At 37.5% G+C, this 23,603-nt stretch carries 17 protein-coding genes, 1 pseudogene and 1 riboswitch; of the genes and pseudogenes, 2 read left to right on the top strand and 16 right to left on the bottom strand.

Going from position 1 to position 23,603, the window contains the following annotated elements; all coding sequences use genetic code 11:
* Positions 1-109 precede the first annotated feature (109 nt).
* The gene (gldA, locus tag AC3RVF_RS09380; RefSeq protein WP_489693260.1) at positions 110-1,009 is read left to right on the top strand and encodes a gliding motility-associated ABC transporter ATP-binding subunit GldA; all 900 of its coding nucleotides are present in this window, start codon (positions 110-112) and stop codon (positions 1,007-1,009) included.
* On the opposite strand, the gene AC3RVF_RS09375 is transcribed toward gldA, so the two are convergent.
* The 10 genes and pseudogenes from AC3RVF_RS09375 to AC3RVF_RS09330 form a co-directional block, all read right to left on the bottom strand.
* Positions 996-1,745: a head GIN domain-containing protein gene (locus tag AC3RVF_RS09375; RefSeq protein ID WP_489691386.1), complete on the bottom strand. Its 750-nt coding sequence runs from the start codon at positions 1,743-1,745 to the stop codon at positions 996-998. The two genes, gldA and AC3RVF_RS09375, sit on opposite strands and share 14 nt — an antisense overlap.
* Before the next feature lie 29 nt (positions 1,746-1,774).
* The gene (locus tag AC3RVF_RS09370) at positions 1,775-2,884 is read right to left on the bottom strand and encodes an acyloxyacyl hydrolase (protein WP_489691385.1); all 1,110 of its coding nucleotides are present in this window, start codon (positions 2,882-2,884) and stop codon (positions 1,775-1,777) included.
* A gap of 71 nt (positions 2,885-2,955) precedes the next feature.
* Positions 2,956-3,912: a methylenetetrahydrofolate reductase [NAD(P)H] gene (gene metF / locus AC3RVF_RS09365; protein ID WP_489691384.1), complete on the bottom strand. Its 957-nt coding sequence runs from the start codon at positions 3,910-3,912 to the stop codon at positions 2,956-2,958.
* Between the two features lie 34 nt (positions 3,913-3,946).
* Positions 3,947-6,655, bottom strand: coding sequence for a methionine synthase (gene metH / locus AC3RVF_RS09360; protein WP_489691383.1), 2,709 nt, complete (start codon positions 6,653-6,655; stop codon positions 3,947-3,949).
* 59 nt (positions 6,656-6,714) lie between these two features.
* On the bottom strand, positions 6,715-7,656 hold the full coding sequence (locus AC3RVF_RS09355; protein WP_489691382.1) for a pyridoxal-phosphate dependent enzyme: 942 nt from the start codon (positions 7,654-7,656) through the stop codon (positions 6,715-6,717).
* On the bottom strand, positions 7,653-8,666 hold the full coding sequence (locus AC3RVF_RS09350) for a homocysteine S-methyltransferase family protein (RefSeq protein ID WP_489693259.1): 1,014 nt from the start codon (positions 8,664-8,666) through the stop codon (positions 7,653-7,655). The genes AC3RVF_RS09355 and AC3RVF_RS09350 overlap by 4 nt, the downstream gene beginning before the upstream one ends.
* Before the next feature lie 80 nt (positions 8,667-8,746).
* Positions 8,747-9,181: an OsmC family protein gene (locus AC3RVF_RS09345; protein WP_489693258.1), complete on the bottom strand. Its 435-nt coding sequence runs from the start codon at positions 9,179-9,181 to the stop codon at positions 8,747-8,749.
* A gap of 114 nt (positions 9,182-9,295) precedes the next feature.
* Positions 9,296-10,375 (bottom strand): annotated as a pseudogene (locus tag AC3RVF_RS09340) (homoserine dehydrogenase family protein); the annotation flags it as partial.
* A 66-nt stretch (positions 10,376-10,441) separates the two neighbouring features.
* A complete protein-coding gene (locus tag AC3RVF_RS09335; RefSeq protein WP_489693257.1) occupies positions 10,442-11,422 on the bottom strand; it encodes an alpha/beta fold hydrolase in 981 nt (326 codons plus the stop codon).
* A gap of 19 nt (positions 11,423-11,441) precedes the next feature.
* Positions 11,442-12,737, bottom strand: a complete 1,296-nt coding sequence (locus AC3RVF_RS09330) for an O-acetylhomoserine aminocarboxypropyltransferase/cysteine synthase family protein (RefSeq protein ID WP_489693256.1) — start codon at positions 12,735-12,737, stop codon at positions 11,442-11,444.
* 126 nt (positions 12,738-12,863) lie between these two features.
* Positions 12,864-12,983: riboswitch (SAM riboswitch) on the bottom strand.
* A 360-nt stretch (positions 12,984-13,343) separates the two neighbouring features.
* On the opposite strand from AC3RVF_RS09330, the gene metK reads away from it, so the two are divergent.
* A complete protein-coding gene (gene metK, locus AC3RVF_RS09325; RefSeq protein ID WP_489691376.1) occupies positions 13,344-14,600 on the top strand; it encodes a methionine adenosyltransferase in 1,257 nt (418 codons plus the stop codon).
* A gap of 128 nt (positions 14,601-14,728) precedes the next feature.
* Here the strand turns inward: metK and AC3RVF_RS09320 are convergent, their stop codons facing one another.
* From AC3RVF_RS09320 to AC3RVF_RS09295, 6 genes are all read right to left on the bottom strand, one after another.
* Positions 14,729-16,273, bottom strand: a complete 1,545-nt coding sequence (locus tag AC3RVF_RS09320; protein WP_489691375.1) for a M20/M25/M40 family metallo-hydrolase — start codon at positions 16,271-16,273, stop codon at positions 14,729-14,731.
* A gap of 210 nt (positions 16,274-16,483) precedes the next feature.
* On the bottom strand, positions 16,484-17,131 hold the full coding sequence (locus AC3RVF_RS09315) for a response regulator (RefSeq protein WP_489691374.1): 648 nt from the start codon (positions 17,129-17,131) through the stop codon (positions 16,484-16,486).
* 104 nt (positions 17,132-17,235) lie between these two features.
* Positions 17,236-19,026, bottom strand: a complete 1,791-nt coding sequence (locus AC3RVF_RS09310; protein WP_489693255.1) for a tetratricopeptide repeat-containing sensor histidine kinase — start codon at positions 19,024-19,026, stop codon at positions 17,236-17,238.
* 3 nt (positions 19,027-19,029) lie between these two features.
* Positions 19,030-19,272 carry a hypothetical protein gene (locus AC3RVF_RS09305; RefSeq protein ID WP_489693254.1) on the bottom strand — a complete coding sequence of 81 codons (243 nt, stop codon included), beginning with the start codon at positions 19,270-19,272 and terminating at the stop codon, positions 19,030-19,032.
* A 118-nt stretch (positions 19,273-19,390) separates the two neighbouring features.
* The gene (locus tag AC3RVF_RS09300) at positions 19,391-21,370 is read right to left on the bottom strand and encodes a tetratricopeptide repeat-containing sensor histidine kinase (protein WP_489693253.1); all 1,980 of its coding nucleotides are present in this window, start codon (positions 21,368-21,370) and stop codon (positions 19,391-19,393) included.
* A gap of 181 nt (positions 21,371-21,551) precedes the next feature.
* A complete protein-coding gene (locus AC3RVF_RS09295; protein ID WP_489691370.1) occupies positions 21,552-23,420 on the bottom strand; it encodes an outer membrane protein assembly factor BamB family protein in 1,869 nt (622 codons plus the stop codon).
* Positions 23,421-23,603 lie beyond the last annotated feature (183 nt).

The following is a 23,603-nucleotide window of genomic DNA, read 5'->3' as shown; positions in this document are numbered from 1 at the left end:
CGGCTAAATTAGCTAATAAATATTATTTCGTAAACGTTTTAAGAAAATTTTTACTTCGGAAGCACAATCACTTCGGAAGAAAATTATGTAGTTTTGTTTTTGAAAAATTATGTCGATACACGTAGAAAATATTACTAAAATTTACGGCGAACAGAAAGCGCTGAACAAAGTTTCCTTCACCATTGAAAAAGGAGAAATTGTAGGCTTTTTAGGCCCGAATGGTGCAGGAAAATCTACCATGATGAAGATTTTAACCACCTTTCTTCCTGCTTCGGAAGGCGTTGCAATCGTCAACGGTTTTGAAGTTACCAAAGATGATATAGCCGTTAAAAAAAGTGTAGGCTATCTGCCCGAACACAATCCGCTTTATTTAGATATGTACGTTCGGGAATATTTACTCTTCAACGCCGGAATTTATAATATTCAAAAAACTGAGGTTGAAAATGTTATTCAGAAAACAGGTTTAACTCCTGAAGCTAATAAAAAGATTAGCCAACTTTCAAAAGGATACCGACAACGTGTTGGGCTTGCTAATGCCCTTTTGCACGACCCCGAAGTATTAATACTCGACGAGCCAACAACAGGTTTAGACCCCAATCAATTAGTTGAAATTAGGGAATTAATTAAAAACGTAGGAAAGGAAAAAACAGTTTTACTTTCCACGCATATTATGCAGGAAGTAGAAGCTATTTGCGATCGCGTAATTATTATAAATAATGGTAAAATTGTACTCGACAAAAAGCTGAAAGACCTTAAAAACAATAAACAGCAAATTATTGAAGTTGAGTTTGACTATCGTGTGGAAGAAGTGGCGCTACATAAGCTGCCAAAAATTGAAAAGGTTGAAAACTCAATTGGTTTTGTATATCAGCTTACCTTCGATACAGAACAAGATATGCGAGGAAAAGTCTTCGATTTTGCCCACGATAATGGTTTGAAAATTCTTCAGTTGCATCAAAAAAATACAACCTTAGAAAAGTTATTTTCTGAATTGACTATCGAAAAATAAGTTTGCCTCGATAGAGTTCTTCTACTTCAACAATCGGTGGTCGGTGCATGGAGATTACGTTGCCCAAACTCACAATTTTACCGCGAATAGTTAATTGCGGATTCACAATCATTTCACCAGTACTTCGATGATAGATATATAAGTTTTGCACAATTAGGTTTTCAGAATATATTCTGGAATCGCCAGCATACAAGCCGAAACTTGCATAAGTAGCCGTTCCGCTTAAAAAGAAATTTGAAAGACCGTTAGCAACAATATTTATATTTTCGACTTCTAAATCCAGTTTAAAATCACCATCGATTTGATATTCATCTTCGTTATTTTGATCTTCGGAAAGTAGCGTTAATGAAGGGTATTTCAACACGCCAATACTTTCAATAAGGTATCCGGTGCTACTTCGGATTTCAGTAATATTTGGAGCGGTTATATATACTTTTGTCAGTCCATAATCTTGAGCTAAATTGCAGCTATAGCTGTTCAGAATTTCCAGCTTGCCATTTGTTACGGTAGCCGTTACGTCCGAAATTATATTTTCACCTGTTTCAATTCTTACTTTTTGTTCATCTCCTTGTTCAATAAATAGCTTTATACGATCCCAAACTATAATTTTTGTAAATGGCGGAACATTTACTTCCTTCTCCACAATATCTCCTGAAGATTGAATGCAGTCCCAACTTTTGTCAGAGCTACAGCCTGCAAAGAGTAGAATTAATGCGATGTAAATTATTTTTTTCATACTTAGTATTTCTGAAAATTTCAGAATCATTATAAGCGGTAACCTATGCCAAATTCCACAGCTTCAGCCTTGGCCCAATGAGCGTGTACGGTTACTGCAGCAAAAACGGTATCGCTAAAGAAATATCTTTTCAGACCCAATCTGTTGTAAACCCGATTTTCAAATTCATACGGATAATAAACATAATACCCCAACTGCGAAACAAAAGCGACCTTGTTAAAACGCCACTCATGGCCTACAAAAACGCCAACGCGTTTATGGTCTTCGTCTCCCGAAAGATTATCTTCAGGATATGCGATAGAACGATATGTAATTAATTCTTTTAGAAAAATAGAGTAGAAAACATCTACCCCAGCCGTAAAAGTGCTTTTATAATTAATACGTTTATCAACAAAAGCCGAAATTACCAAAAATGGTTCCTGGCCTAGCCCAACAACATCACTTTCGTTAATACCAGTTCTAAAAGCAAGGTTATATTTAAATCGTTCTGCATGGGTTTTGCTGAGTGAATCTTCCTGCACTATAAATTCTGGAAATTCCTTATAATCTAACTGATAACTTACCCCAGCATTAAGTGCTAACGTATTTGTACTATTATTAGGTGCTTTAAAGTTTGCGTTGCTATAGTGGATAATGGTAAAACCAGCGTGGAATCCCAAACCTTTCCAAATATTCTCACGCACAAAATTTACCTTCACAAACGTTGAACTCAAAAAATGTGTGCCGTAAGCGTTGTTATCGTAGTTTGAAATTGGATCAAAAGGGTCTGTTGCATAAGCAACTCCTTGCCCAACCCTAATCATTAAATTACGTTTTAAAAAGTAGAAATTGAAGTGTCCATAGGCGCTGAAAGCACTTCCTAAATATTCGTTGTGTAAATTTTGATATGCTGCTGTAAAACCCCAATCTGGATATTTAAAGCGTCGCTCCCACTCATTAAAACCATATGTTTTCCTGTTAAATGCAAAAATAAAACCTGTTGGGTGACCAGTTATTATATGTTCAATATCTGGATTGTGTTCGAGAATTGAGCCGTAGAAAAAATCGGCTTCCAATGATATTGGCTTTAATTCCTTATCCTGCGAAAAAAGCGGAAAACAGGTAAGTATTGCTATGAAAGGTAATAGTAGGTGCTTCATTTTTTTTTCAACGGTCGTAAAGATAAACTAATCTTCAAACTTTGAGGGAAAGCATTTATTTTCTTTTCTGCTTAAAATACCTGTGAAGCAATTTCTTTAATATTGCTGCTTTTTCCCATTGAATAATAATGCAAAAACGGCACGCCTGCTTTCACCAATTCTTTGCTTTGCTGCACGCACCAGTCAATCCCAATTTGGCGCACGGCTTTGTTATCCTTCGCTTTTACCACTTCTTTCACCAATGTATCTGGCAAATCTACTTTAAACCTGTGGGGAATTAAATTGAGATGCGACTTGACTGCAATTGGTTTTAACCCCGGTATAATCGGCACAGTAATCCCGGCGGCTCTACATTTCTCAACAAATTTGAAGTACTTTTCATTGTCGAAAAACATCTGAGTTACAATGTATTCTGCTCCATTTTTTATCTTCTTTTTTAGGAAATGAATATCGCTTTCGCTGCTCGGAGCTTCCATATGTTTTTCGGGATAACCCGCCACACCTACACAGAAATCTGTTGGGAATGTATTTTGAAGTTCGTCGTCTAAATAAGTGCCTTTATTCAATGAACTAACTTGATCAACGAGATCGCACGCAAATTTATGACCATCTTTTTCGGGGGTAAAATAGGTTTCACTTTTCACAGCATCCCCGCGTAAAGCCATTACGTTGTCAATTCCTAAAAACTGAAGATCTATCAAAAAGTTCTCGGTTTCTTCTTTCGAAAATCCACCACACAAAATATGTGGCACCGCATCTACGTGATATCTGTTTTGGATTGCGGCACAAATGCCAACCGTTCCCGGACGTTTGCGAACGACTTTCTTTTCTATCAAGCCATTTTTCAATTCCTTAAAAATATATTCCTCACGGTGATATGTAACATTTATATAAGGCGGTTGAAACTCCATCAACGGATCAATATTACTGAAAATGGAATGTATGTTTTCCCCCTTTAAAGGTGGTAAAATCTCGAATGAAAACTGGGTTCTTCCGTTTCCGTTTTTTATGTGTTCGGTTACTTTCATATTCATGCCCGCGAAGGCGGGTATCTTTTTATTATTAATCTGCCAAATTCGTTTTCAACCAATTTGTGGCTTCGTCCAAATTCATATTTTTCCGCTTTGCGAAATCTGCAACTTGGTCTTCCTTTATTTTACCGAGACCAAAATACCGAGCTTCTGGGTTTGCGAAATAATAACCCGAAACCGAAGCTGCCGGCCACATGGCTAAACTTTCGGTCAATTCAACGTCAATGTTTTCTTTCACTTTTAAAAGCTCCCAAATTGTCAATTTTTCCAAATGATCTGGGCAGGCAGGATAACCTGGCGCCGGACGAATCCCTTTATATTTTTCTGAAATTAAATCTTCATTGGAAAGGTTTTCTTCGGAAGCATAGCCCCAATAATTGGTGCGTACTTCTTTGTGAAGATATTCAGCAAAAGCCTCAGCTAAGCGGTCTGCCAAAGCTTTTACCATTATGGCATTATAATCGTCGTGTTCTGCAACATATTTGTCTGCCAATTCCGTAGTTCCAAAACCGGTACTCACACAAAAACAACCCACATAATCCTGAATTCCTGTTTCTTTCGGCGCAATAAAATCTGCTAAAGCAATGTTGGGTTTTCCAGCAGCTTTTTGAGATTGTTGGCGGAGGGTTCGGAAAACACTTCGGCTACGCTCAGTGTCCGCAGCACGGTCGTTGAGCGGAGCCGAAACGACAATATCGTCATCGTTTATTGTATTCGCCTCAAAGACGCCAAAAACTGCTCTTGCTTCCAATAGTTTTTCTGAAATTAATTTTTGAAGCATCTTCTCTGCATCCTCAAATAATTCTAAAGCTTGCTCGCCCACAACCTCATCGGTCAATATATTTGGGTATCTACCGTGCAACTCCCAACTTCTGAAGAATGGAGTCCAATCTAAATAATCAACCAATAAGTTTAAATCGAAATTCTTTATAACCTGCACACCCAATTGCTCCGGTTTTGTTATTTCTGAAGTTTTCCAATCAATTTGAAACTTGTTTTTCCTGGCTTCGGAAATTGGCAAATAGTTTTTTACTTTTTGTCGCTTCAGAAAATCTTGTCGGAAAGTGTCGTATTCCTTTTTTAAATTCTCTTTATAAGGAGCCGAAGTTTCCTTTTTCAACAAATCGCCAACCACTGTAACCGCTCGTGAAGCATCGTTTATATGCACCACGGCACATTCATATTCGGGATCAATTTTTACAGCAGTGTGCGCCCTACTCGTGGTTGCACCTCCAATTAATAACGGAACTTTAAAGTTTTGTCGCTGCATCTCTTTCGCCAAAAAAACCATTTCGTCCAACGAAGGTGTTATCAATCCACTCAATCCAATCGCATCTACATTTTGTTCTTTTGCAGTTGCAATTATTTTTTCCGGCGGAACCATTACGCCCAAGTCGATAATTTCATAATTGTTGCACGCTAACACAACACCGACAATGTTTTTCCCAATGTCGTGAACATCACCCTTTACAGTTGCCATCAAGATTTTGCCAGCGTTTTTAGAATCACCAGCTTGCGGATTTCTTAACTTTTCTTCCTCAATGTATGGCAAAAGATAAGCCACAGCTTTTTTCATCACTCGTGCACTCTTCACCACTTGCGGTAAAAACATTTTTCCACTTCCAAAAAGGTCGCCAACCACGTTCATACCAATCATTAGATTTCCTTCAATAACTTCAATTGGTTTGTCGGCAACTTGTCTTGCTTCTTCAATATCCTCTAAAATAAATTCGTCTATTCCTTTCACCAATGCACGTGTAATACGGTTTTGCAAAGGTTCCTCTCGCCACGAAAGGTCGATTTTACTTTCTCGTGATTTACCAATAACGTTTTCGGCAAAATCTAGCAATCGCTCCGTGGCATCTTCGCGACGGTCGAACATTACATCTTCCACGTGCTCTAAAAGGTCCTTTGGAATATCATCGTATATTTCCAGCATTGCAGGATTTACGATTCCCATATTCATACCCGCTTGAATAGCGTGATACAAAAACACTGAATGCATTGCTTCACGAACAGGGTCATTTCCACGGAAACTGAAGGAAACATTACTCACCCCACCACTCACACTTACGTGCGGCAGATTTTCACGCACCCAGCGCGTTGCCTCAATAAAATCAATGGCGTTTCGGCGGTGCTCGTCCATTCCCGTTGCAACGGGGAAAATATTTAAATCGAAAATAATATCCTCTGGGGCGAATTTTACTTGATTCACCAATATATCGTAAGATCGGCTGGCAATTTCTATTCTTCGATCGTAATTATCAGCTTGGCCCGTTTCATCAAAAGCCATCACGATTACAGCCGCACCGTAACGTTTTATTAATTTTGCGTGGTGGATAAATTCTGCTTCGCCTTCTTTCAAACTAATGGAATTCACAACACATTTCCCTTGCACAACTTGTAAACCCGCTTCAATTATTTCCCACTTACTGCTATCAATCATAATAGGAACGCGTGAAATATCTGGTTCGGCGATTACTAAATTCAGGAATTTCACCATCGCCTCTTTTCCGTCAATCAAACCATCATCCATATTTATGTCGATAATTTGCGCGCCGTTTTCAACTTGTTCGCGAGCAACGGAAAGTGCTTCTTCAAAGTTTCGATTTTTTATAAGTCGAAGAAATTTCTTAGAACCTGCCACATTAGTGCGTTCTCCCACATTTATGAAATTGCTTTCAGGGGTTATGATTAGTGGCTCTAAACCTGATAATTTTAAATATCTTTTATCTTTCATTTCAACTTCATTTGCTTAGCGCCTTTGCGAGAAAAATTGCAGGCAAAGGCGCTAAGGTTTTAGAATGGTAGATTCTTTAAGTCAACATTTCCGCCGGAAATAATAATTCCAACTTTTTTATTTTGAAATCGTTCCCTTTCGCGAAGCAAAGCCGCAAATGCAACTGCACTGCTGGGCTCAACGATTATTTTCATCCGTTCCCAAATAAGTTTCATTGCTGAAATAATTTCAGTTTCTTCAACTCGTATTATTTCTGAAACCAATGCTGTTATAATTGGAAAATTAATATCTCCGAGGAAAGTTTTAAGTCCGTCAGCAATAGTATTTGTGGTTTCGTTGAATTCAATTTTTCCGCTTTTTAAACTTCGAAAAGCATCGTCAACCTCAAAAGGTTCGCCGCCGATTGTTTTGCAATCAGTTCCGAAATATTTCCCTGAAAGTGAAGTGCCAGCAATCAATCCACCACCGCCAACGGGTGCAAATACAAAATCTAAATCTGGATGTGTTTTTAGCAATCCTGCTGCGGAAGTTGCATTTCCGAGGATTACATTTTTATCGTTTGACGGATGAATAAAGGTAGCACCTGTTAACTTTTGAATTCGCTCCGCTTCATTTTCACGAGCAATTGCTGTGGATTCCGATTCCGTAATAATTCCGCCATAACCTTTTACAGCTTCCTTTTTTACTTGCGGCGCATTTTCGGGCATTACGATATATGCTTTTACACCAAGATTTTTGGCCGCCAACGAAAGGGCCTGCGCAAAATTTCCGGAGGAATGTGTTACAACTCCTGCTTTTTTCTGCGCTTCGGAAAGTTGCAAAATTGCATTGGTTGCTCCCCGCATTTTAAAAGCTCCCATCTTTTGAAAACTCTCGCATTTAAAGAAAACATCAGCTCCAACCAATTCATTCAAAAAAGAAGATTTCAATACTGGTGTATTGTGAACGTAAGGTTTTACGCGTTCGCACGCTGCTTCAACTTCAAATTTTGTGGGAATCATACAGTACTATTTTCAGATTGAAAAACTGGGCGCGGTTTGTATTGCGAAGCGATTTCAGCAATGGCTTGAATATGTTCCGGCGTAGTGCCGCAACAACCGCCAATAATATTTACCAACTGCTTGTCTAAATATTCTTTTACTTGTTCTGCCATTTGCTTCGGACTTTCATCGTATTCCCCGAACGCGTTTGGCAAGCCTGCATTTGGATAGGCGCTCACGGCAAGATTGGTGCGGTTTGCAATCACTTCCAAATGAGGCGTGAGTTGTTTGGCGCCCAAAGCACAATTAAAACCTACACTCAAAAGTGGAATGTGCGAAATTGAAATCAAAAATGCTTCTGCCGTTTGCCCCGAAAGTGTTCTTCCCGAAGCATCGGTTATTGTTCCGCTTATCATTACTGGAATATCGATATTTCGCTCTTCCTTTATTTCATCGATTGCGAAAAGAGCGGCTTTGGCGTTCAACGTATCGAAAATAGTTTCAACCAAAAGTAAATCTACACCGCCGTCTATTAATGCTTCGGCTTGTTGACGATATGCAACGCGTAATTGTTCGAATGAAATTGCACGAAAACCTGGATCGTTTACATCTGGGCTCATACTTGCAGTTTTATTTGTCGGGCCCATGGCTCCAGCTACAAAACGGGGTTTATTGGGTTCTTTGGCGGTGAATTCATCCGCAACTTTTTTCGCAATTTTGGCCGATTCGAAATTCAATTCGTAAACCAAATCCTGCATGTCATAATCTGCCATCGCGATGGTGGTGCTTGAAAAAGTGTTGGTTTCCACAATATCTGCGCCGGCAGCGAAGTATTTTGAATGGATTTCTGCAATTGCTTGCGGTTGTGTTAGTGAGATTAAATCGTTGTTGCCTTTAACCGATTTATGAAAATCTTTAAAACGTTCACCACGAAAATCTTCTTCCGAAAACTTGTAACGCTGCAACATTGTGCCCATTGCGCCGTCAAGAATCAATATTCGGTTTTGAAGTTCTTTTTGTATTTTATTCATCGTTTATTTTTCTTTTTGAGACCTACAAGGTTTTGGAAACCTTGCAGGAAGATGCAATGAGTTTTAATGGTTTATTCCTATTATATATCTAATACATCCAAAGACTTTCCGTTTAGCACGATACTATATGTAATTTTTACCGACGCCTCAAATGTTATTGAAACCGAACAATATTTTTCAAAACTCAACTGAGCAGCTCGGATAGCTTTCGTTTCGTCAATTTTTCCTTCCAAATGAAGAGACACGTGTATTGATTCGAACGGTTTTGCTTCGCGAACCTCTTTTCGTTGACCTTCCACTTCCATTTTATACGAAGTGATTTCCTGCCGTTGTTTTTTCAAAATTGAAACTACATCAATCGCACTACAACCGCCAACGCCCATTAATAGAAGCTCCATCGGACTCGAGCCTTTTGGCGTATCATCGGTTTTGTTATCAATAAAAACGGGAACGCCAGATGCGCCTTTCGCTTCAAATAAATACTTGTCGTTAATTCTGTTTAGGGTAACTTTCATAATTAGATATTTTTTTTATTAATAATGACTTAGGACAGTAAAACATAGGACTATTCTTAGTGATTTTTCGTCTTAAGTCTTTCGTCCTACAGCGCAGCGGTCTTAAGTCTTTTTTTAATCTTTATCGCTTATTCGTAAAATATCCCCAAAAACACCACGGGCTGTTACAGCTGCTCCGGCTCCAGCGCCTTGAATAACGATTGGATTGTCGCCATAGCTTTCAGTATATATTTCGAAAAGTGAATCGCTTCCTTTTACGATACCTAAGCTACTTTCTTTAGGCACATTTTCTAATTTTACCTTCAAAATTGCACCGTCTGTTTTTGAGAGATCTCCACAAAGGTCGGCAACATAACGCAAAACGTGATCTGGTTTGGCTGTATTTTTCAGGTGTTGATACGGAGCATCTAATTGGCTTACTGCGTCCAAAAATTCATTTTTAGAAATTGCTCTTAACGATTCAGGAATTAAATTTTCAATGTTTACATCACTAAATTCATTGTGCAAATCCAGCTCTCTAGCTAAGATTAAAAGTTTTCTCCCCACATCGTTCCCAGACAAATCTTCGCGAGGATCTGGTTCTGCGAAGCCTTTTGCTACAGATTCCAAAACAATTTCTGAAAATGGTCTATCCTCACTAGAAAATGTATTAAAAACATAACTTAAAGAACCCGAGAAAATACCGCGAATTCGTGTAATATTCTCGCCCGAAAGATGCAAAAGTTTAATTGTGTCTATCAACGGTAAACCAGCTCCAACATTGGTTTCATATAAATACTGACGCTTTTTTAAAGTCAGTTTATGTCGAAGGTTTTGATAAAATTCTAAATCTAAAGTATTTGCAATTTTATTCGAAGAAACTAAATGAAAACCTCCTTCAACAAAAGCTGAGTAATTATGTACAAAGTCAGCATTGGCTGTATTATCTACCAGAATCAAGTTTTGAAGATTGTTAGTTTTTGCGAAAGAAATTACATCTTCAACATTATAAAGTTCTCCGGATTCTTTCTTTTCTTCCAACCAATTTTTGTCCAATCCCTTTTGCTCGAACAAAATCGTTTTTGAATTGGCAACGGCAAAAATATTCAAGTCTAAATCGCGTCGCCGAGAGATTTCCTCCTTCGAAGAAATAATTTGATTAACCAACTGACTACCTACATTTCCGTGTCCAAAAATGGCAATATTTATCTTCTTCTTTTTTATATTGTTTAGGTCAATTCGGTTCAAAACCGGATTATCTAATACTTGCGTGCTCATAATCTAAAGTTTTTGTAATTTTTCTGAATTAAAAATGGGGTCCAGAATTCCCGCCAATTGTTCATATTCTATTAAAAATGCATCGTGCCCGTGAATGGAGTTTATTTCGGCATAATGCACGTTGTTTTTTTTTGGTTTTAAAATCGAATAAGTTTCTTTTATCTCTTCATTTATATAAAATCCGTCGCTGTCAATTCCTATCAAATGAATAGCACCTTCAATTTTTGAAGCTACATTTAAAAATGCTTCTTGCGTTTCAAAATTAGCCGTCATCAATAAATGGTTCATCAATTTATAAGCTTGCAACTGAAAACGATTTTGCAAAGCTTCGCCGTGATGCAGCAACCAACTTTCCACATTGAAAATATTTTTCGCTTCGTTTAAACTTCTATTAAATTTCTGCTTAAAAGATTGCGGCGTTCTGTAGAAAGTCATCGCGTGAACGCGTGCATCGTGAACCGGATTTTCAGAATTATTTAAAATTTGCTTTTGAACTCTACACTGCGCAATCACCCAATCTGTCGCTTTCCAATCGGTTGCAATCGGAATTAAATTCTGAAACAAATCGGGTTTTAAAACTGCCATTTGCCAAAGAATACTTCCACCCAATGAACCGCCGATTCCGGCAAAAATCGACGGTATTTGCAGGTTTGCTAATCCTATTAAAAGCAATTGGGCAACATCGTAAATGTTGAAATCTTCATAATTTTCTATAAAAAAATCATCGTATCCATTCCCGGGAATATTAAAAGCAAGAATGGTATATTTTTCAATATCTATGCACTTTTTAGAACCAATTAAAGCTTTCCACCAGCCGTTTTCACCGCAAACATTACTATTTCCAGTTAGCGCGTGCGTAACCAAAACAATAGGCGTTTTACCCAATTCCTGCCCAAAAACCTGATAACTTAAAGGCAAGTTTTTAAAGTGAAATCCACTTTGGGTTGTGTAATCTGCAATAGTTATACTTGAGATGTGAGACATTAGATTTGAGATTATTTAATTAAACCAATTGCGTTTTATAAACACTTTCAAATGCTTGTTCCAAATCTGCGGTTAAATCTTCAATATTTTCTAATCCAACGGAGAGTCTTATTAAATCTTGACTCACACCTGAAGCAGCTTGATCAGCTTCACTTAATTGTTGGTGCGTAGTACTTGCGGGATGTATTATAAGCGATTTAGTATCGCCGATATTTGCCAAAAGTGAAAATAATTTCACGTTATCAACAACTTTTTTAGCAGTTTCAAAACCGCCTTTTACGCCGAAAGTAACCAAGCTACTTTGTCCGTTAGGAAGGTATTTTTGTGCAAGACTGAAATATGGATTATCCTCTAAACCGGGATAATTTACCCACGCCACTTCTTCGCGATTCTGAAGCCATTGGGCAAATTTCAGCGCATTTTCACTGTGTTTTTTAAGTCGGATTTCTAAAGTTTCTAAACCTTGAATAATTTGAAAAGCACTAAACGGACTTAAAGCTGCACCGAAATCGCGAAGCCCCTCGAGGCGTACTTTTGCGATGAAAGCGGCTTCCTTTAAAACTTCGGAATAAATTAAGCCGTGATATCCTGCAGAAGGTTCCGTGAATTCTGGGAATTTCCCGTTGGTCCAATCAAAATTTCCAGCGTCAATAATTGCGCCGCCTAATGTTGTCCCGTTTCCGTTTATGTATTTGGTAAGCGAATGGATTACAATATTTGCGCCGTGCGCAATTGGATTCAATAAAGCTGGGGAAGCAACCGTATTATCTACAATAAGTGGAATTTTATTTGCCTTAGCTTCAGTAGCAATTGCTTCAATATCTAAAACATCCAACTTAGGATTTCCAAGCGATTCAATAAAAATTGCGCGGGTATTTTCTTTTATGGCTTTTCCGAAATTTTCGGGCTCCGAAGCATCAACAAACGTGGTTGTAATTCCCAAACGTGGCAAGGTAACATTCAGCAAATTGAAAGTGCCTCCGTACAAACTGCTGGATGCAACAATGTGGTCGCCAGCGTGAAGAAGTGTTAATAATGCAGTTGAAATAGCCGATGCGCCTGAGGCCGTAGTTACTGCGCCAATACCGCCTTCAACAGCTGCTAAACGTTTCTCCAAAATATCGCAAGTTGGATTGTTTAGGCGTGAATAAATAAATCCGGGTTCAGAAAGATTGAACAAGTTTGCAGCGTGATCGCTGTTTTTAAAAACGTAACTTGAAGTTTGGTAAATTGGCACCGCTCGGGTTCCTCCATTGGCGGTTACATCGTGTCCTGCGTGCAACAAGTTTGTTGCGAATTTGTTTTGTGTACTCATTTTTCTAGTTTTTTTGAGTTAATAAAAAGATTAAAACAAAAGTCAAAATGCGCCTTGCGACGTACTTTAATAGAAAAATGTTAAAAAGAATAATTGAAAAGCAATTTCAGATAAGAAATTGTCTTGTCGTTATCTATCGCCAATTCTGATAATTTCAGAATCGTTGTAGAATGTAGCACCTTCATTCCTGAGAAAGGGTTGCTAAGGCGTCATAGGGTCTAATCCCTCGGCCTTTCTTGATAACATTTCAGTAAAGATTTGAACTTTGTGAGCACAAATATAGCGTCATAAAAATTTAAGAACCAAATTATTTGCCAAAAATCTTCAAATAAAATTGTCGTTCATAATATTTTTTTACTTTTGCCCTTGAATATTTCAAGAGGAAAGATTTGACTGATTGCGACCTCATTAAAAAATGCTAAAGGCAGTGAAAATCTCCCTTCGGCGCACCCGTCAAATCCTTACTTGAAAATGACATAAGATTGTAAGACATAGGACTTAAGACTATTAAATTTTCAATCCTTGATTAGAAATAATTTTAGTCTTACGTCATACGTCCTTTTATCCTACGTCGTGTCAATTTTTAAATAATTTTATATACAATTTATGGCCTATTTATTTACTTCGGAAAGTGTTTCTGAAGGACACCCAGACAAAGTTGCGGATCAGATAAGTGATGCATTATTAGATAATTTTTTAGCCTTTGACCCTGAGTCGAAAGTTGCTTGTGAAACTTTGGTAACCACCGGACAAGTTGTTTTGGCGGGCGAAGTAAAGAGCAATACTTACCTCGACGTACAAACAATTGCACGCGACGTAATCAACAAAATTGGTTACACAAAAGGAGCTTATAAGTTTAGTGGAGATTCATGTGGTGTAATTTCTTTAATTCACGAACAATCGCAGGATATTAACCAAGGTGTAGATCGCGAAAACAAAGAAGAGCAAGGTGCAGGCGACCAAGGGATGATGTTCGGTTATGCTACGAATGAAACCGAAAACTACATGCCACTGGCTTTAGATATTTCGCATAAAATATTGATTGAATTGGCTGCTCTCCGTAGAGAAGATGACGAAATTAAATACTTGCGCCCAGATTCAAAAAGCCAGGTTACGATTGAATATAGCGATGACAATGTGCCACAGAAAATTGTAGCGATTGTAGTTTCTACCCAACACGATGAGTTTGATGAAGACGAGCCGATGTTGAAAAAAATTAAACAAGACATTGTTGAAATTTTGATGCCGAGAGTGAAAAAACAACTTCCCGAATATGTTCAAAAACTATTCAATGATGATATTGTTTACCATATAAATCCAACTGGAAAGTTTGTAATCGGCGGGCCACACGGAGATACCGGTTTAACAGGCAGAAAAATTATTGTTGATACTTACGGCGGAAAAGGTGCACACGGAGGTGGAGCTTTTAGCGGTAAAGATCCAAGTAAAGTAGATAGAAGTGCAGCTTATGCAGCAAGACATATTGCAAAAAACCTAGTTGCTGCAGGTGTTGCCGATGAAATTTTAGTTCAAGTAAGTTACGCAATTGGCGTTGTAGAACCAACTTCGATTTTGGTGAATACTTATAACTCTAAAAATGTAAAACTTTCTGATGGTGAAATCGCTATAAAAGTCTCTGAGATTTTTAATATGCGCCCAGCTGCAATTGAAAGAAGACTAAAACTTAGAAACCCAATTTATTCTGAAACCGCTGCTTACGGGCATATGGGGCGTGTTCCAGAAATGGTTTCTAAAGTATTCGAAAGCCCATACAACGGAAGAATAGAAAGAGAAGTTGAACTTTTCACTTGGGAGAAGTTAGATTTTGTTGATGTCGTAAAGGAAGCTTTTCAATTGAAATAGTTCTCGACTCCGCTCGAACGGACAATATTAAATAGCGTCTAAATTATAAATCCCAAATTCCAAAAGTTAAGCTTTGGAATTTGGGATTTGCTATTTGGTGCTTTTTAAGCTTTGATGTTTTTAAAAGTTTACATTCCACCTTTACGTTCCGGAACACGCGGCGTTGGCCAAGTTTGCTGCTCGCCCGATCTTTCATTTATCGGAAGAATAATCTGCTCCCGCGAAGTTTTTGAATCATCTTCTGAAGCCATATAAGCCATTATTGCAGTTAATATTACATTACTCTGCACATCGTCAAAAACAATCTTATCATACGTATCTAAGTTTGTGTGCCAAGTGTAATTCCAGTAATCCCAGCTCAATGAACTTAAGCTAAACGCAGGTGCGCCAGCAGCCACAAATGAAGCGTTGTCTGACCCACCAGAAGCAGGCCAACCCGGAAATGTAGTTTCAATATGCTTGCTAATAGAATCAGGAACTGCTCTCAACCAACGTGAAATATATTCGTAGGATTGTAAAAATCCTGCACCATTAATGCTTTTTACTCTTCCCGTTCCATTGTCTTGGTTAAAGACCGCCTGAATATTGTTTACAATCTCAGGATGATCTGCAACAAATGAAGAAGAACCGTTTAAACCTTGTTCCTCGCTTCCCCAGTGACCCACTAAAATGGTTCGTTTTGGGTTTGGATATACTTTTTTGAGAATACGCATGGCTTCCATCATTACTAAAGTACCAGTGCCATTATCTGTCGCTCCTGTGCCGCCATCCCAAGAATCGAAATGTGCAGAAAGAATTACATATTCATCAGGTTTTTCAGTTCCTTTAATTTCAGCAATTGTATTAAAAGTGGGAACTACGCCCAAATCTTTAGATTCCGCAACCACGTGTATTTTCGGTTTGTCGCCGTGTTCTACCATTCGGTAAAGCATTCCATAATCTTCCAATTGAATATCTACGGAAGGTATTTTTTTAGTTCGGGCACCAAAGATTTTATTCACTCCAAAACCTTTTGACCAATAGGAATCTACAATTCCAGCAGCTCCTGCTTCTTCCAAAGCAGTAATAATACTTCTTCTGTCATAACCGCTTCGTTTTATGTTTTGGTTCCAAGCAGTATTCATTTCATCTCTTTCCTTTTTCATCTTTTCGAAAGACTCTGGCGTTGCCCATTCTTTCCAGTTATCGTCTGGTCTTCCCGTGGATTGTTTCATAGCAATCATCACGAATTTTCCCTTTACGGTTGGCAGCCATTTTTTGAAAGAAAGAGAGTCTTTTATTTCTGGCAGTACAATCAATTCTGCAGTTACTCCTTTTGAGGAAGTACCGGGATTCCACGCCAATTGCGTTCCCGCCAAAGTCTGCACTCTGGGCGAAACCAGATCAATATGCGTTATGCCACGCTCCCATCCTTTCCACTCACCCCATTGTTGATTTTCAGCAGAGATACCCCAAGTTTTATATTTAGCAACGGCCCAATCGTGCGCCTTTTGCATTTGTGGCGTACCTACCAAACGCGGACCAATATCGTCCAGCAATTCGTGACCCAGAATTTCTAATTGTGAATTTTCGTAAGCTTCTTTTTGAATGTTTTCGATAACTGTATTCTTATCCTGCGAAAAGATTGAAAAGCTTACAAATAAAAGGAAGCTAAAAGTTAATAGTTTTTGCATAATGACCATTTTAGGTTTCAAAGATTTTTTTCAAAAATGAAATCTAAAACTACAATTAATTTATGAAACCTACCATTGGAATCTTTAACCGCAAAGGGCGCAAAGAAATTCGCAAAGGACGCTAAGTTTAGGATTAATTTTAAGACTTCACTGGTTTTCAAAAACTGAGCACTTTCGAAATTTTGAATTTGGAATTTGTTCTTTGGTGTTTTAAATAATATTGTGGTTTTTCGCCTTTTGAACTGCTTCTATTTTGCTATGCACTTGCAGTTTTTTGTAGATATTTTCAATGTGTTTTCGCACCGTGCTGGGTGATAAAAAAAGATGTTCGGCAATTACCGTGTAACTCAACCCTTTGCTTAACTGCTCCAAAACCTCAACCTCGCGCGTGGAAAGTGAAATTTCTTCTTTGTCTTTCAGATTCTGAATATCAATCGGATTTCGCAATAATTTCAAAGTTTTCATTGCGATGGAAGGATTCATTGCGGCACCACCATTTAAAGTTTCAATTATTCCATCATACAAATCTTTGGGATTGATTTCCTTTAGTAAATAACCATCGGCACCCGCTTTTATCGCGTTGAAAATATGCTCGTCATTATCAAAAGCGGTAAGCATAATTATTTTTATGTGTGGGTATTTTTGCTTTACTATCTGAGTGGTTTCAATGCCATTGAGGACGGGCATTTCAATATCCATTAAAATTAAATCGAGCTTGTGATTTTCTTGCAGTTTTGTAAGCAGTTCGCTACCATTTAAGGCTGTATGCTTTACGGTAACATCTTCAAAAAAGGAGAGCTTTTCCTTAATCGCATGGATGAGGAAAGAATTGTCGTCAACGATAGCAATTTTGTGCATCTTCAGATAGTTAGTAATTTAAAGATACTAAATTTAGTATTTATAAATTATAAAGAAAATAGGGCAATTGACGTATAAAACCGGATTTTGAAAAATATTGAAAATTACTGATAACTTGGTTTTATAGGAATGTTTAGAATAACTCGTGTGCCGTTTTTCTTTTTTGAAATAACTTCAATATTTCCACCAATTTCGCGAGCGCGTTTTTTCATATTACTCAATCCATTGCCTAAATCAGTGGTATCTGGATCGAAACCTTTACCATTATCTAGAATTTCAATTTTAAAATGATTTTCTTCTTTTGAAATATCCACCTCAATTTCTTCTGCGGAAGCATATTTTAACGCATTGTTTACAGCTTCTTGAATAATTCGGTAAATGTTCATGCCTTCAACCGATGAAAATAGGTGAGTTTCGTCAACATTTTTATCAATATCAAAAGAAAATTCTGTTTGTTCCGAAGCATTTTGCGCGTGTTTAATAAAGTTAGCAATGCGTATTTGCAAATCTTCAAACGTTACCTTTTCTTTATTCATCGCCCAAATAGTATCACGCAATTCATAAATAGTTTGCGAGGCAAAACTGTTGATATTAGTGAGTTTCCTGTTCAATTTTTCACTAATATCCGTAAAGCCGAACTTCACATTATCGATGCTGGAAATTATAAAAGTAAGTTGAGATCCAATATTATCATGCAGATCGCGAGAAATTCGCAAACGCTGTTCTTGCAGTTTGTTTTGAATTTCAATTTGCGATAGCGCAGCTTTCAACTCGCCTTCCTTTTGAAGTTGACGATTTTTCAATTTCTGCTGATTATACAGCAAATACCCGAGTAATCCCAGAATTAATGCCAAACCCAAACTGCCAAAAATAAATGTGTTTTTGCGGCGAACTTGTAAATCCTTTTCCGCCAATTGTGCACGCTGTTGAAGGATTTGGTTTTCCTTTTTTTCGGTTTCAAATTCAATGTTTAATGCAGAAATACGCTCCTTAACTTTTAGACTATGTACGCTATCTTTTACCGTAGTATATTGTTCAAAATAATACAAAGCCGAATCTGCAATATTCAACTTTTTATAAATATCTGAAAGCATTTTGTAATTGTAAATCGTCAGATTTTGATATTGCTTTTTTAGTGAAATAGGCAACGATTTGTGCATTAACGGAATCGCGTCATTCCATTTTTGTTCAGCCATAAAAACTTCGCCCAATTGGGTATAGTTTTCTGCAATTCCCAAGGAATCTGCCCATACTAATCTTTGTTGAAGCGATTTATTAAAATATTCTCTCGATTTCGAGAAATTTTCCTGAAGCCCATAAACGCCAGCCAAATTGCTCCAACTATATGGAATTCCGATGGTATCATTCAAAATTAATTTTATTTCCAGCCCTCGATTATAATAATAAATCGCGCTGTCTAATTCATTGTTTATTTCTTTTAAAACGCCGTAGTTATTGTAAATATCTTTAAGTTCGTTCTCAAAATTATTAGCCTCGGCAATTGCTTTTCCTTTTTGCATGGATTGAATCGCCTTAGGAAAGTCGTTATATTTTAAACTATAGCCCATTTCGCCGTAATAGTCAGCGAGCCTATCTAATTGATTCATGTCTTCATAAATCGTTACGGCCTTAATAGTGCTTTCTGTGCTTTTTTCATATTTGCCTTGATAGCCATAAACTAAAGAAAGTTGGAAATACGCATCGGCCACACCCAGTTTATATGAAATTTTTTCGGCGTCTTTTATATTTTTCTGAAATAATGCAATGATGGAGTCTTGGGGAATATTCAACCCCTGCACATAGAGTTTGTTAATGGAATCTATCTTGGTTTTATTTTGTGAATAGATAGTTGTAACGCTAAATAAAACCAGATAAAAAAGAATAGCTTTTACCATAATTTAAAGTTTTATTTCTGGTTGTACAACTAGGGCTTCGTCCAGATTATACTTTACAAAATTATACCTATTGAGATGAAGTGTTCTAAAATTAAGCTGAGAACGATGCTTGTAAATAGCACTTTCCAACATTTCCATGTTATGGTTATGTGCGTGCCCTATCGACTTTTTCGTGTTGAAAAACCAAACTATTATCCCAATTAAAGATAGCACTAAAACCAATAAAATGGTGATTTGCAGATACATAATTTCTCTTTTGGTTTTGTAGCCTAAATATACTGATTTACAAACCGTAAGCACATAGGGCAGTTGCCCTATTTATTGCGCTCCAACCGACCCCAAATAATCGATTAATTTTGAATTTTTAAAACAAAAGAGCAACCGCAGTTCCTTTACCTTTTTCTGAAATTATCTCCACTTTTGCATTCAAGTCTTTAGCGCGTTTTTGCATGTTTGCAATACCGTTTCCGAATATGGTTTTTTCAATATCGAAACCTTTTCCGTTATCAACTATTTCTAGTTTATAGGAAGTTTCTTCCCCAGGTTCATCACCAAAAGGAAGTGAAACTTTTACGAGAGAAACCATAATTTCCGTTGCTTCTGAATATTTTAATGCATTGTTTACAGACTCCTGCATTACCCTGTAAATATTCATCCCTTGTACAGAGTTAAAAACAGTTTCCTTCAAAAGTGCTTTGTCCACATTAAACTGAAAATCAACATCGCTTGCAACGACGGCTTTTTCTATAAAGTTAGAAATTCGAGCCTGCAAATCGTCAACTAAAATATCTGTTTTGTTCATTGCCCAAATCGTGTCGCGAAGCTCATAAATAGTTTGAGAAGTAAATCCGCTAATTTTTCCGAGTTTTTCGGTTATTGTATTTGCAACACCTTCCATCCCGAATTTTAAATTGTCTACGGAAGAAATTATAAAAGTAAGTTGCGAACCAATATTGTCGTGCAAATCGCGCGAAATGCGCAGTCGTTGTTCTTGCAGTTGATTTTGGGTTTCAATTTTTGCCAAAGCAGTTTTAAGCTCAGCCTCTTTCTCAAGTTGACTGTTTTTAAGTTTCTGCTGCCGAAAAATAAGAAATCCAAGAATTCCGGTAAAAAGCACTAATGCAACCATTCCGAAAATAAAACTGTTTTTTTGCTCGCCTTGTAATTCGCTTTCGGCAAGGTTTGCTCGGGTTTCGGCTAAGTCTCTTTCCTTCTCAGAAATTTTATATTTTGTTTCTAAAGAAGCGGTTTTGTGAGCGTTTTCGGTTGAAAAAATACTGTCTTTTGCAGCCAAGGTTTTTTCAAAATAAAGTTTTCCTTCTTTATAATTATTCTCCATAAAATACGCTTGGGAAGCGGCGCCATAAAAATCTACCGTAGAGACCAACAGATCTGGGAATTCATCCAAAAAATTATTGCCTTTGTCAATATAATCTTTTGCGTTTTTTAACTGCCCCGTGCCCAAATAAGCCGAAATAATATTTGCAATTGCAGAGAGATTTGCCCTCCGTTCAATATTTAATTGGTCCCTTTCTTTAATAGATTTTTCTAAAATTGGGATAGCTTTTTGGTAAGCTCCAGTTGTAATATACACATCTGCCAATCCGTCTGAAGCATTATAAAGAACGCCGTATTCATTAGCCGCTTTTGCGGTTTCAATTGCTTCTTTGAATGTTTTTTCGGCTTCGCTATAATTTTTTTTCAATAAAAGAGATATCCCAATATTGTTAAGCGAAATAGCTATTTCCTTCTTATCCTTGAGTTTCCGGCGTATTTCCAGTGCTTGGTAATGATATTCCAATGCTTTATCCGGCAGGCCCATATCCTGATAAATAAGCCCGATATTGTTATAATATGTATCTGCTTTTGAACCCGAAAGTTCGCTTTTATTCATTTCCAGAGCTTGGAAAAAATAGTCTAAGGCTTGTTGGTAATTGCCTTTGTTCCAATGAAACATTCCCAAATTATTAATTACCATTATGGTAATGGTTTTATAATTATGGGTTTTACTAATATTTAATGCCTTCTCGAAGTAATATTTTGCAGAATCTGACTGTCCAGAAACGTCGTAGTAAATTCCATAGGTATTGATAAGTTCCGCTTCGGAAAAAGGAATTTTCTTGTTTTGGGATTGTGTTATTCCTTTTAAAAGTAAACTTTTAGCACGTTCCGGTTCGTTGAAAATGTAATAGAAACTTATTCTATTGAAAAGCCGAAGTTTAATAGAATCGTTAGAAGATTCGGCAACCTGCCTTAAACTATCTATCTTTTTTTGGGCAGATTGGGAATAAAGGCTTGAACCTCCCAAAACCAAAAATAGTATTATATACAAATTACGGCTCATAAACGGCTTTTGGTGAGTTACCTAAAATACAGAAAAAAATCTAACAAAGTAGTTTTCAAAACATTTGAACTCGTTAAATACAATTAAAATTTAAACCCCATAAATACTTATGGGGTTTTTAACCTCAAATGCTCCTCACTTCACTTGCGGCTTTGAAAAATAATCTGGTTAGTAAATCACTTTATTTTTTAAGGTCGTATGCATAAATGGAATTATTATCTGCTTTGTAATAAAGCAATCCACCTATTTCATCTACTATATATTCTGGTTGTTTGTCTTTTAAAACAATTTCTTTTTCCTTTTTTCCGGAGTCTTTGTTAATTTTCACCAAACCTACTCCGTCGTCAAGTTTTGTAAGAATAAATTGATCATTTTTAGTAGCCGCTGTGGCTTTAAAACGTTTCAACATTTCGGAGACGGAGGCACCACTAGCTGCGGCCATTCCTCCCGCTAAATCTGCGTCGCGTTCCGACTGACTATCATAACCTGCTAATTTATTCTGCACAGAAGAATTAGCTGCCGCCACTGCCGTTGTTGCCGCAGCAACTGCCGCAACGCCTGCAAGTATTGCCCCCATAGCGCTTTTCCCTGGAGCGCGATAATATTCCTGCCACTGCTTGCCACCGTTCCAATCCATTAAATGCATATTTTGATCGCTAGTAAGAAGTATGCCTCCATCACGAATTTCTACGTGTGTTGGGTCTTCCTTTCCATCAAATTTTGATTCGGCTAAAGTGCTTACTTCCCCCGAAGTAGCATCTACCGCATACAAGGTTTCGTCAACACTTATAAGAAAGCGGTTATTCTTTTTGTCTAAAGTAGAGCTTACGGCATCTGCTCTTTTATATTTCAATGGTTTCTTCCAAACTTGATCGCCTGTTTTTAGGTCTACAATATTTGCATCTTCTGAAGTTATATAAATCAGTCCCTGTGGCGTGTGTGCCATCGTTAAAATGTTTTCTCCCGTCTTTAAAGGTTTTTTGAAAAGCGTTTGCCCATCGAAAGAAATTTTATTGATTCCGCCTTCATAAATTCCGAAGAGAATACCATCTTCCATTACATAAAAATGCTGCACATAGCCTTTAGTTTTTGGCGCTTTATCCCAAAGATCTTCACCGTTTGTGGCGCTTAAAAATGCAATGTTCGATTCGTTTTTTGCTGCAAAAACGCTATCGCTACCGCCGTCATTTTGATTACTCACTACAGCAATTCCATTGGGTAGAATTTCAAAATTTGCCACTTGCCCTTTTACTTTATGATCGTCTTTCCAAAGCTCCGCACCATTAATTCCCAGTTTGTGAATGCGGGTATTTTTTCCTTGGTTTACTAATTCAAAGGCATAAATTTCAGTTTCTGAAATATCTGCAACAAGTGAATTCATATTTTTCATATCATTTTGCCAAATAAGTTCTCCAGTTTGAGCTTTCATATTAAAAACCCCTTGCGAAGTTGGCACTACCAGACTATTCTTTAACAAAAGCGGAGTTCCGGTTACCACATACGTTTTCGCAATACCTACTCGTCCGGGTTCGCCAATATCGAACCTATAATCTTCTTTTCCGGTGTTAAGGTCATAAACAGCCACTTGTTGCGCATATTTCTCTTTTGAGGTTCTGTTTCCGCTTACTACTAGTTTATTTTGAGGCATCATAACGTGTAATGTTATAACATCTTTCCAACCATTAGTTTCAGTACTAAAAAGTGTTTTTCCCGAAATATAGTCAATAACGGTTTTTTTAGAGCTCAAATTAGCAAAGCCACCTTGGTAAATAACTACATAAGGTGCATTCGGAATATAGGTAAGCTCCTCTGGCTTAACCCTTCCGTACTCGGTAAAGTTGAACAATAGTTGGTTGCTACCTGGCTTTATCCCCACTAGGCCATCGTTGGTTGCAACCACCATTGTTCCTCCTTGTGTTAAGCTCATTTCATTAATTTTGGCTCCAGTATCGTAACGAAAATCTGGTTCCTCTGCTCTTTGTGCCAGCAATGGATTACTAGTAAAAAACACAAAGCAAAGCAATACGTAAAAAAGAATTGAAGTTTTCATAATCGTGGTTTTTTAAATGTTGATATTCAAAGATGCCTCGAAATAAAGGTGCAATCAATAGGGCAATTGACGTATTTGACCCCTAACCTCCAAGGGGTTAACCATTGCGTAATTCTGTAATTCCCCTTTGGGTGCTAGGGGGACAAAAAAAAACCGGAGGTAAAACTTGCGTTTCGCCCCCGG

This window comes from Aequorivita sp. IT1183 (assembly GCF_058068265.1).
This window is presented reverse-complemented; position numbering and strand designations above follow the sequence as displayed.

Excerpts from the sequence above, each read along its gene's own strand:
- AC3RVF_RS09315 (WP_489691374.1), bottom strand. The coding sequence starts at position 17,131 with ATGCACAAAATTGCTATCGTTGACGACAATTCTTTCCTCATCCATGCG.
- AC3RVF_RS09295 (WP_489691370.1), bottom strand. The coding sequence starts at position 23,420 with ATGAAAACTTCAATTCTTTTTTACGTATTGCTTTGCTTTGTGTTTTTT.
- AC3RVF_RS09335 (WP_489693257.1), bottom strand. The coding sequence starts at position 11,422 with ATGTCTCACATCTCAAGTATAACTATTGCAGATTACACAACCCAAAGT.
- metH (WP_489691383.1), bottom strand. The coding sequence starts at position 6,655 with ATGAAAGATAAAAGATATTTAAAATTATCAGGTTTAGAGCCACTAATC.
- AC3RVF_RS09300 (WP_489693253.1), bottom strand. The coding sequence starts at position 21,370 with ATGAGCCGTAATTTGTATATAATACTATTTTTGGTTTTGGGAGGTTCA.
- AC3RVF_RS09370 (WP_489691385.1), bottom strand. The coding sequence starts at position 2,884 with ATGAAGCACCTACTATTACCTTTCATAGCAATACTTACCTGTTTTCCG.
- AC3RVF_RS09330 (WP_489693256.1), bottom strand. The coding sequence starts at position 12,737 with ATGAGTACACAAAACAAATTCGCAACAAACTTGTTGCACGCAGGACAC.
- gldA (WP_489693260.1), top strand. The coding sequence starts at position 110 with ATGTCGATACACGTAGAAAATATTACTAAAATTTACGGCGAACAGAAA.
- AC3RVF_RS09310 (WP_489693255.1), bottom strand. The coding sequence starts at position 19,026 with ATGGTAAAAGCTATTCTTTTTTATCTGGTTTTATTTAGCGTTACAACT.
- AC3RVF_RS09375 (WP_489691386.1), bottom strand. The coding sequence starts at position 1,745 with ATGAAAAAAATAATTTACATCGCATTAATTCTACTCTTTGCAGGCTGT.
- AC3RVF_RS09320 (WP_489691375.1), bottom strand. The coding sequence starts at position 16,273 with ATGCAAAAACTATTAACTTTTAGCTTCCTTTTATTTGTAAGCTTTTCA.
- AC3RVF_RS09345 (WP_489693258.1), bottom strand. The coding sequence starts at position 9,181 with ATGAAAGTTACCCTAAACAGAATTAACGACAAGTATTTATTTGAAGCG.
- metF (WP_489691384.1), bottom strand. The coding sequence starts at position 3,912 with ATGAAAGTAACCGAACACATAAAAAACGGAAACGGAAGAACCCAGTTT.
- AC3RVF_RS09350 (WP_489693259.1), bottom strand. The coding sequence starts at position 8,666 with ATGAATAAAATACAAAAAGAACTTCAAAACCGAATATTGATTCTTGAC.
- AC3RVF_RS09355 (WP_489691382.1), bottom strand. The coding sequence starts at position 7,656 with ATGATTCCCACAAAATTTGAAGTTGAAGCAGCGTGCGAACGCGTAAAA.
- AC3RVF_RS09305 (WP_489693254.1), bottom strand. The coding sequence starts at position 19,272 with ATGTATCTGCAAATCACCATTTTATTGGTTTTAGTGCTATCTTTAATT.
- metK (WP_489691376.1), top strand. The coding sequence starts at position 13,344 with ATGGCCTATTTATTTACTTCGGAAAGTGTTTCTGAAGGACACCCAGAC.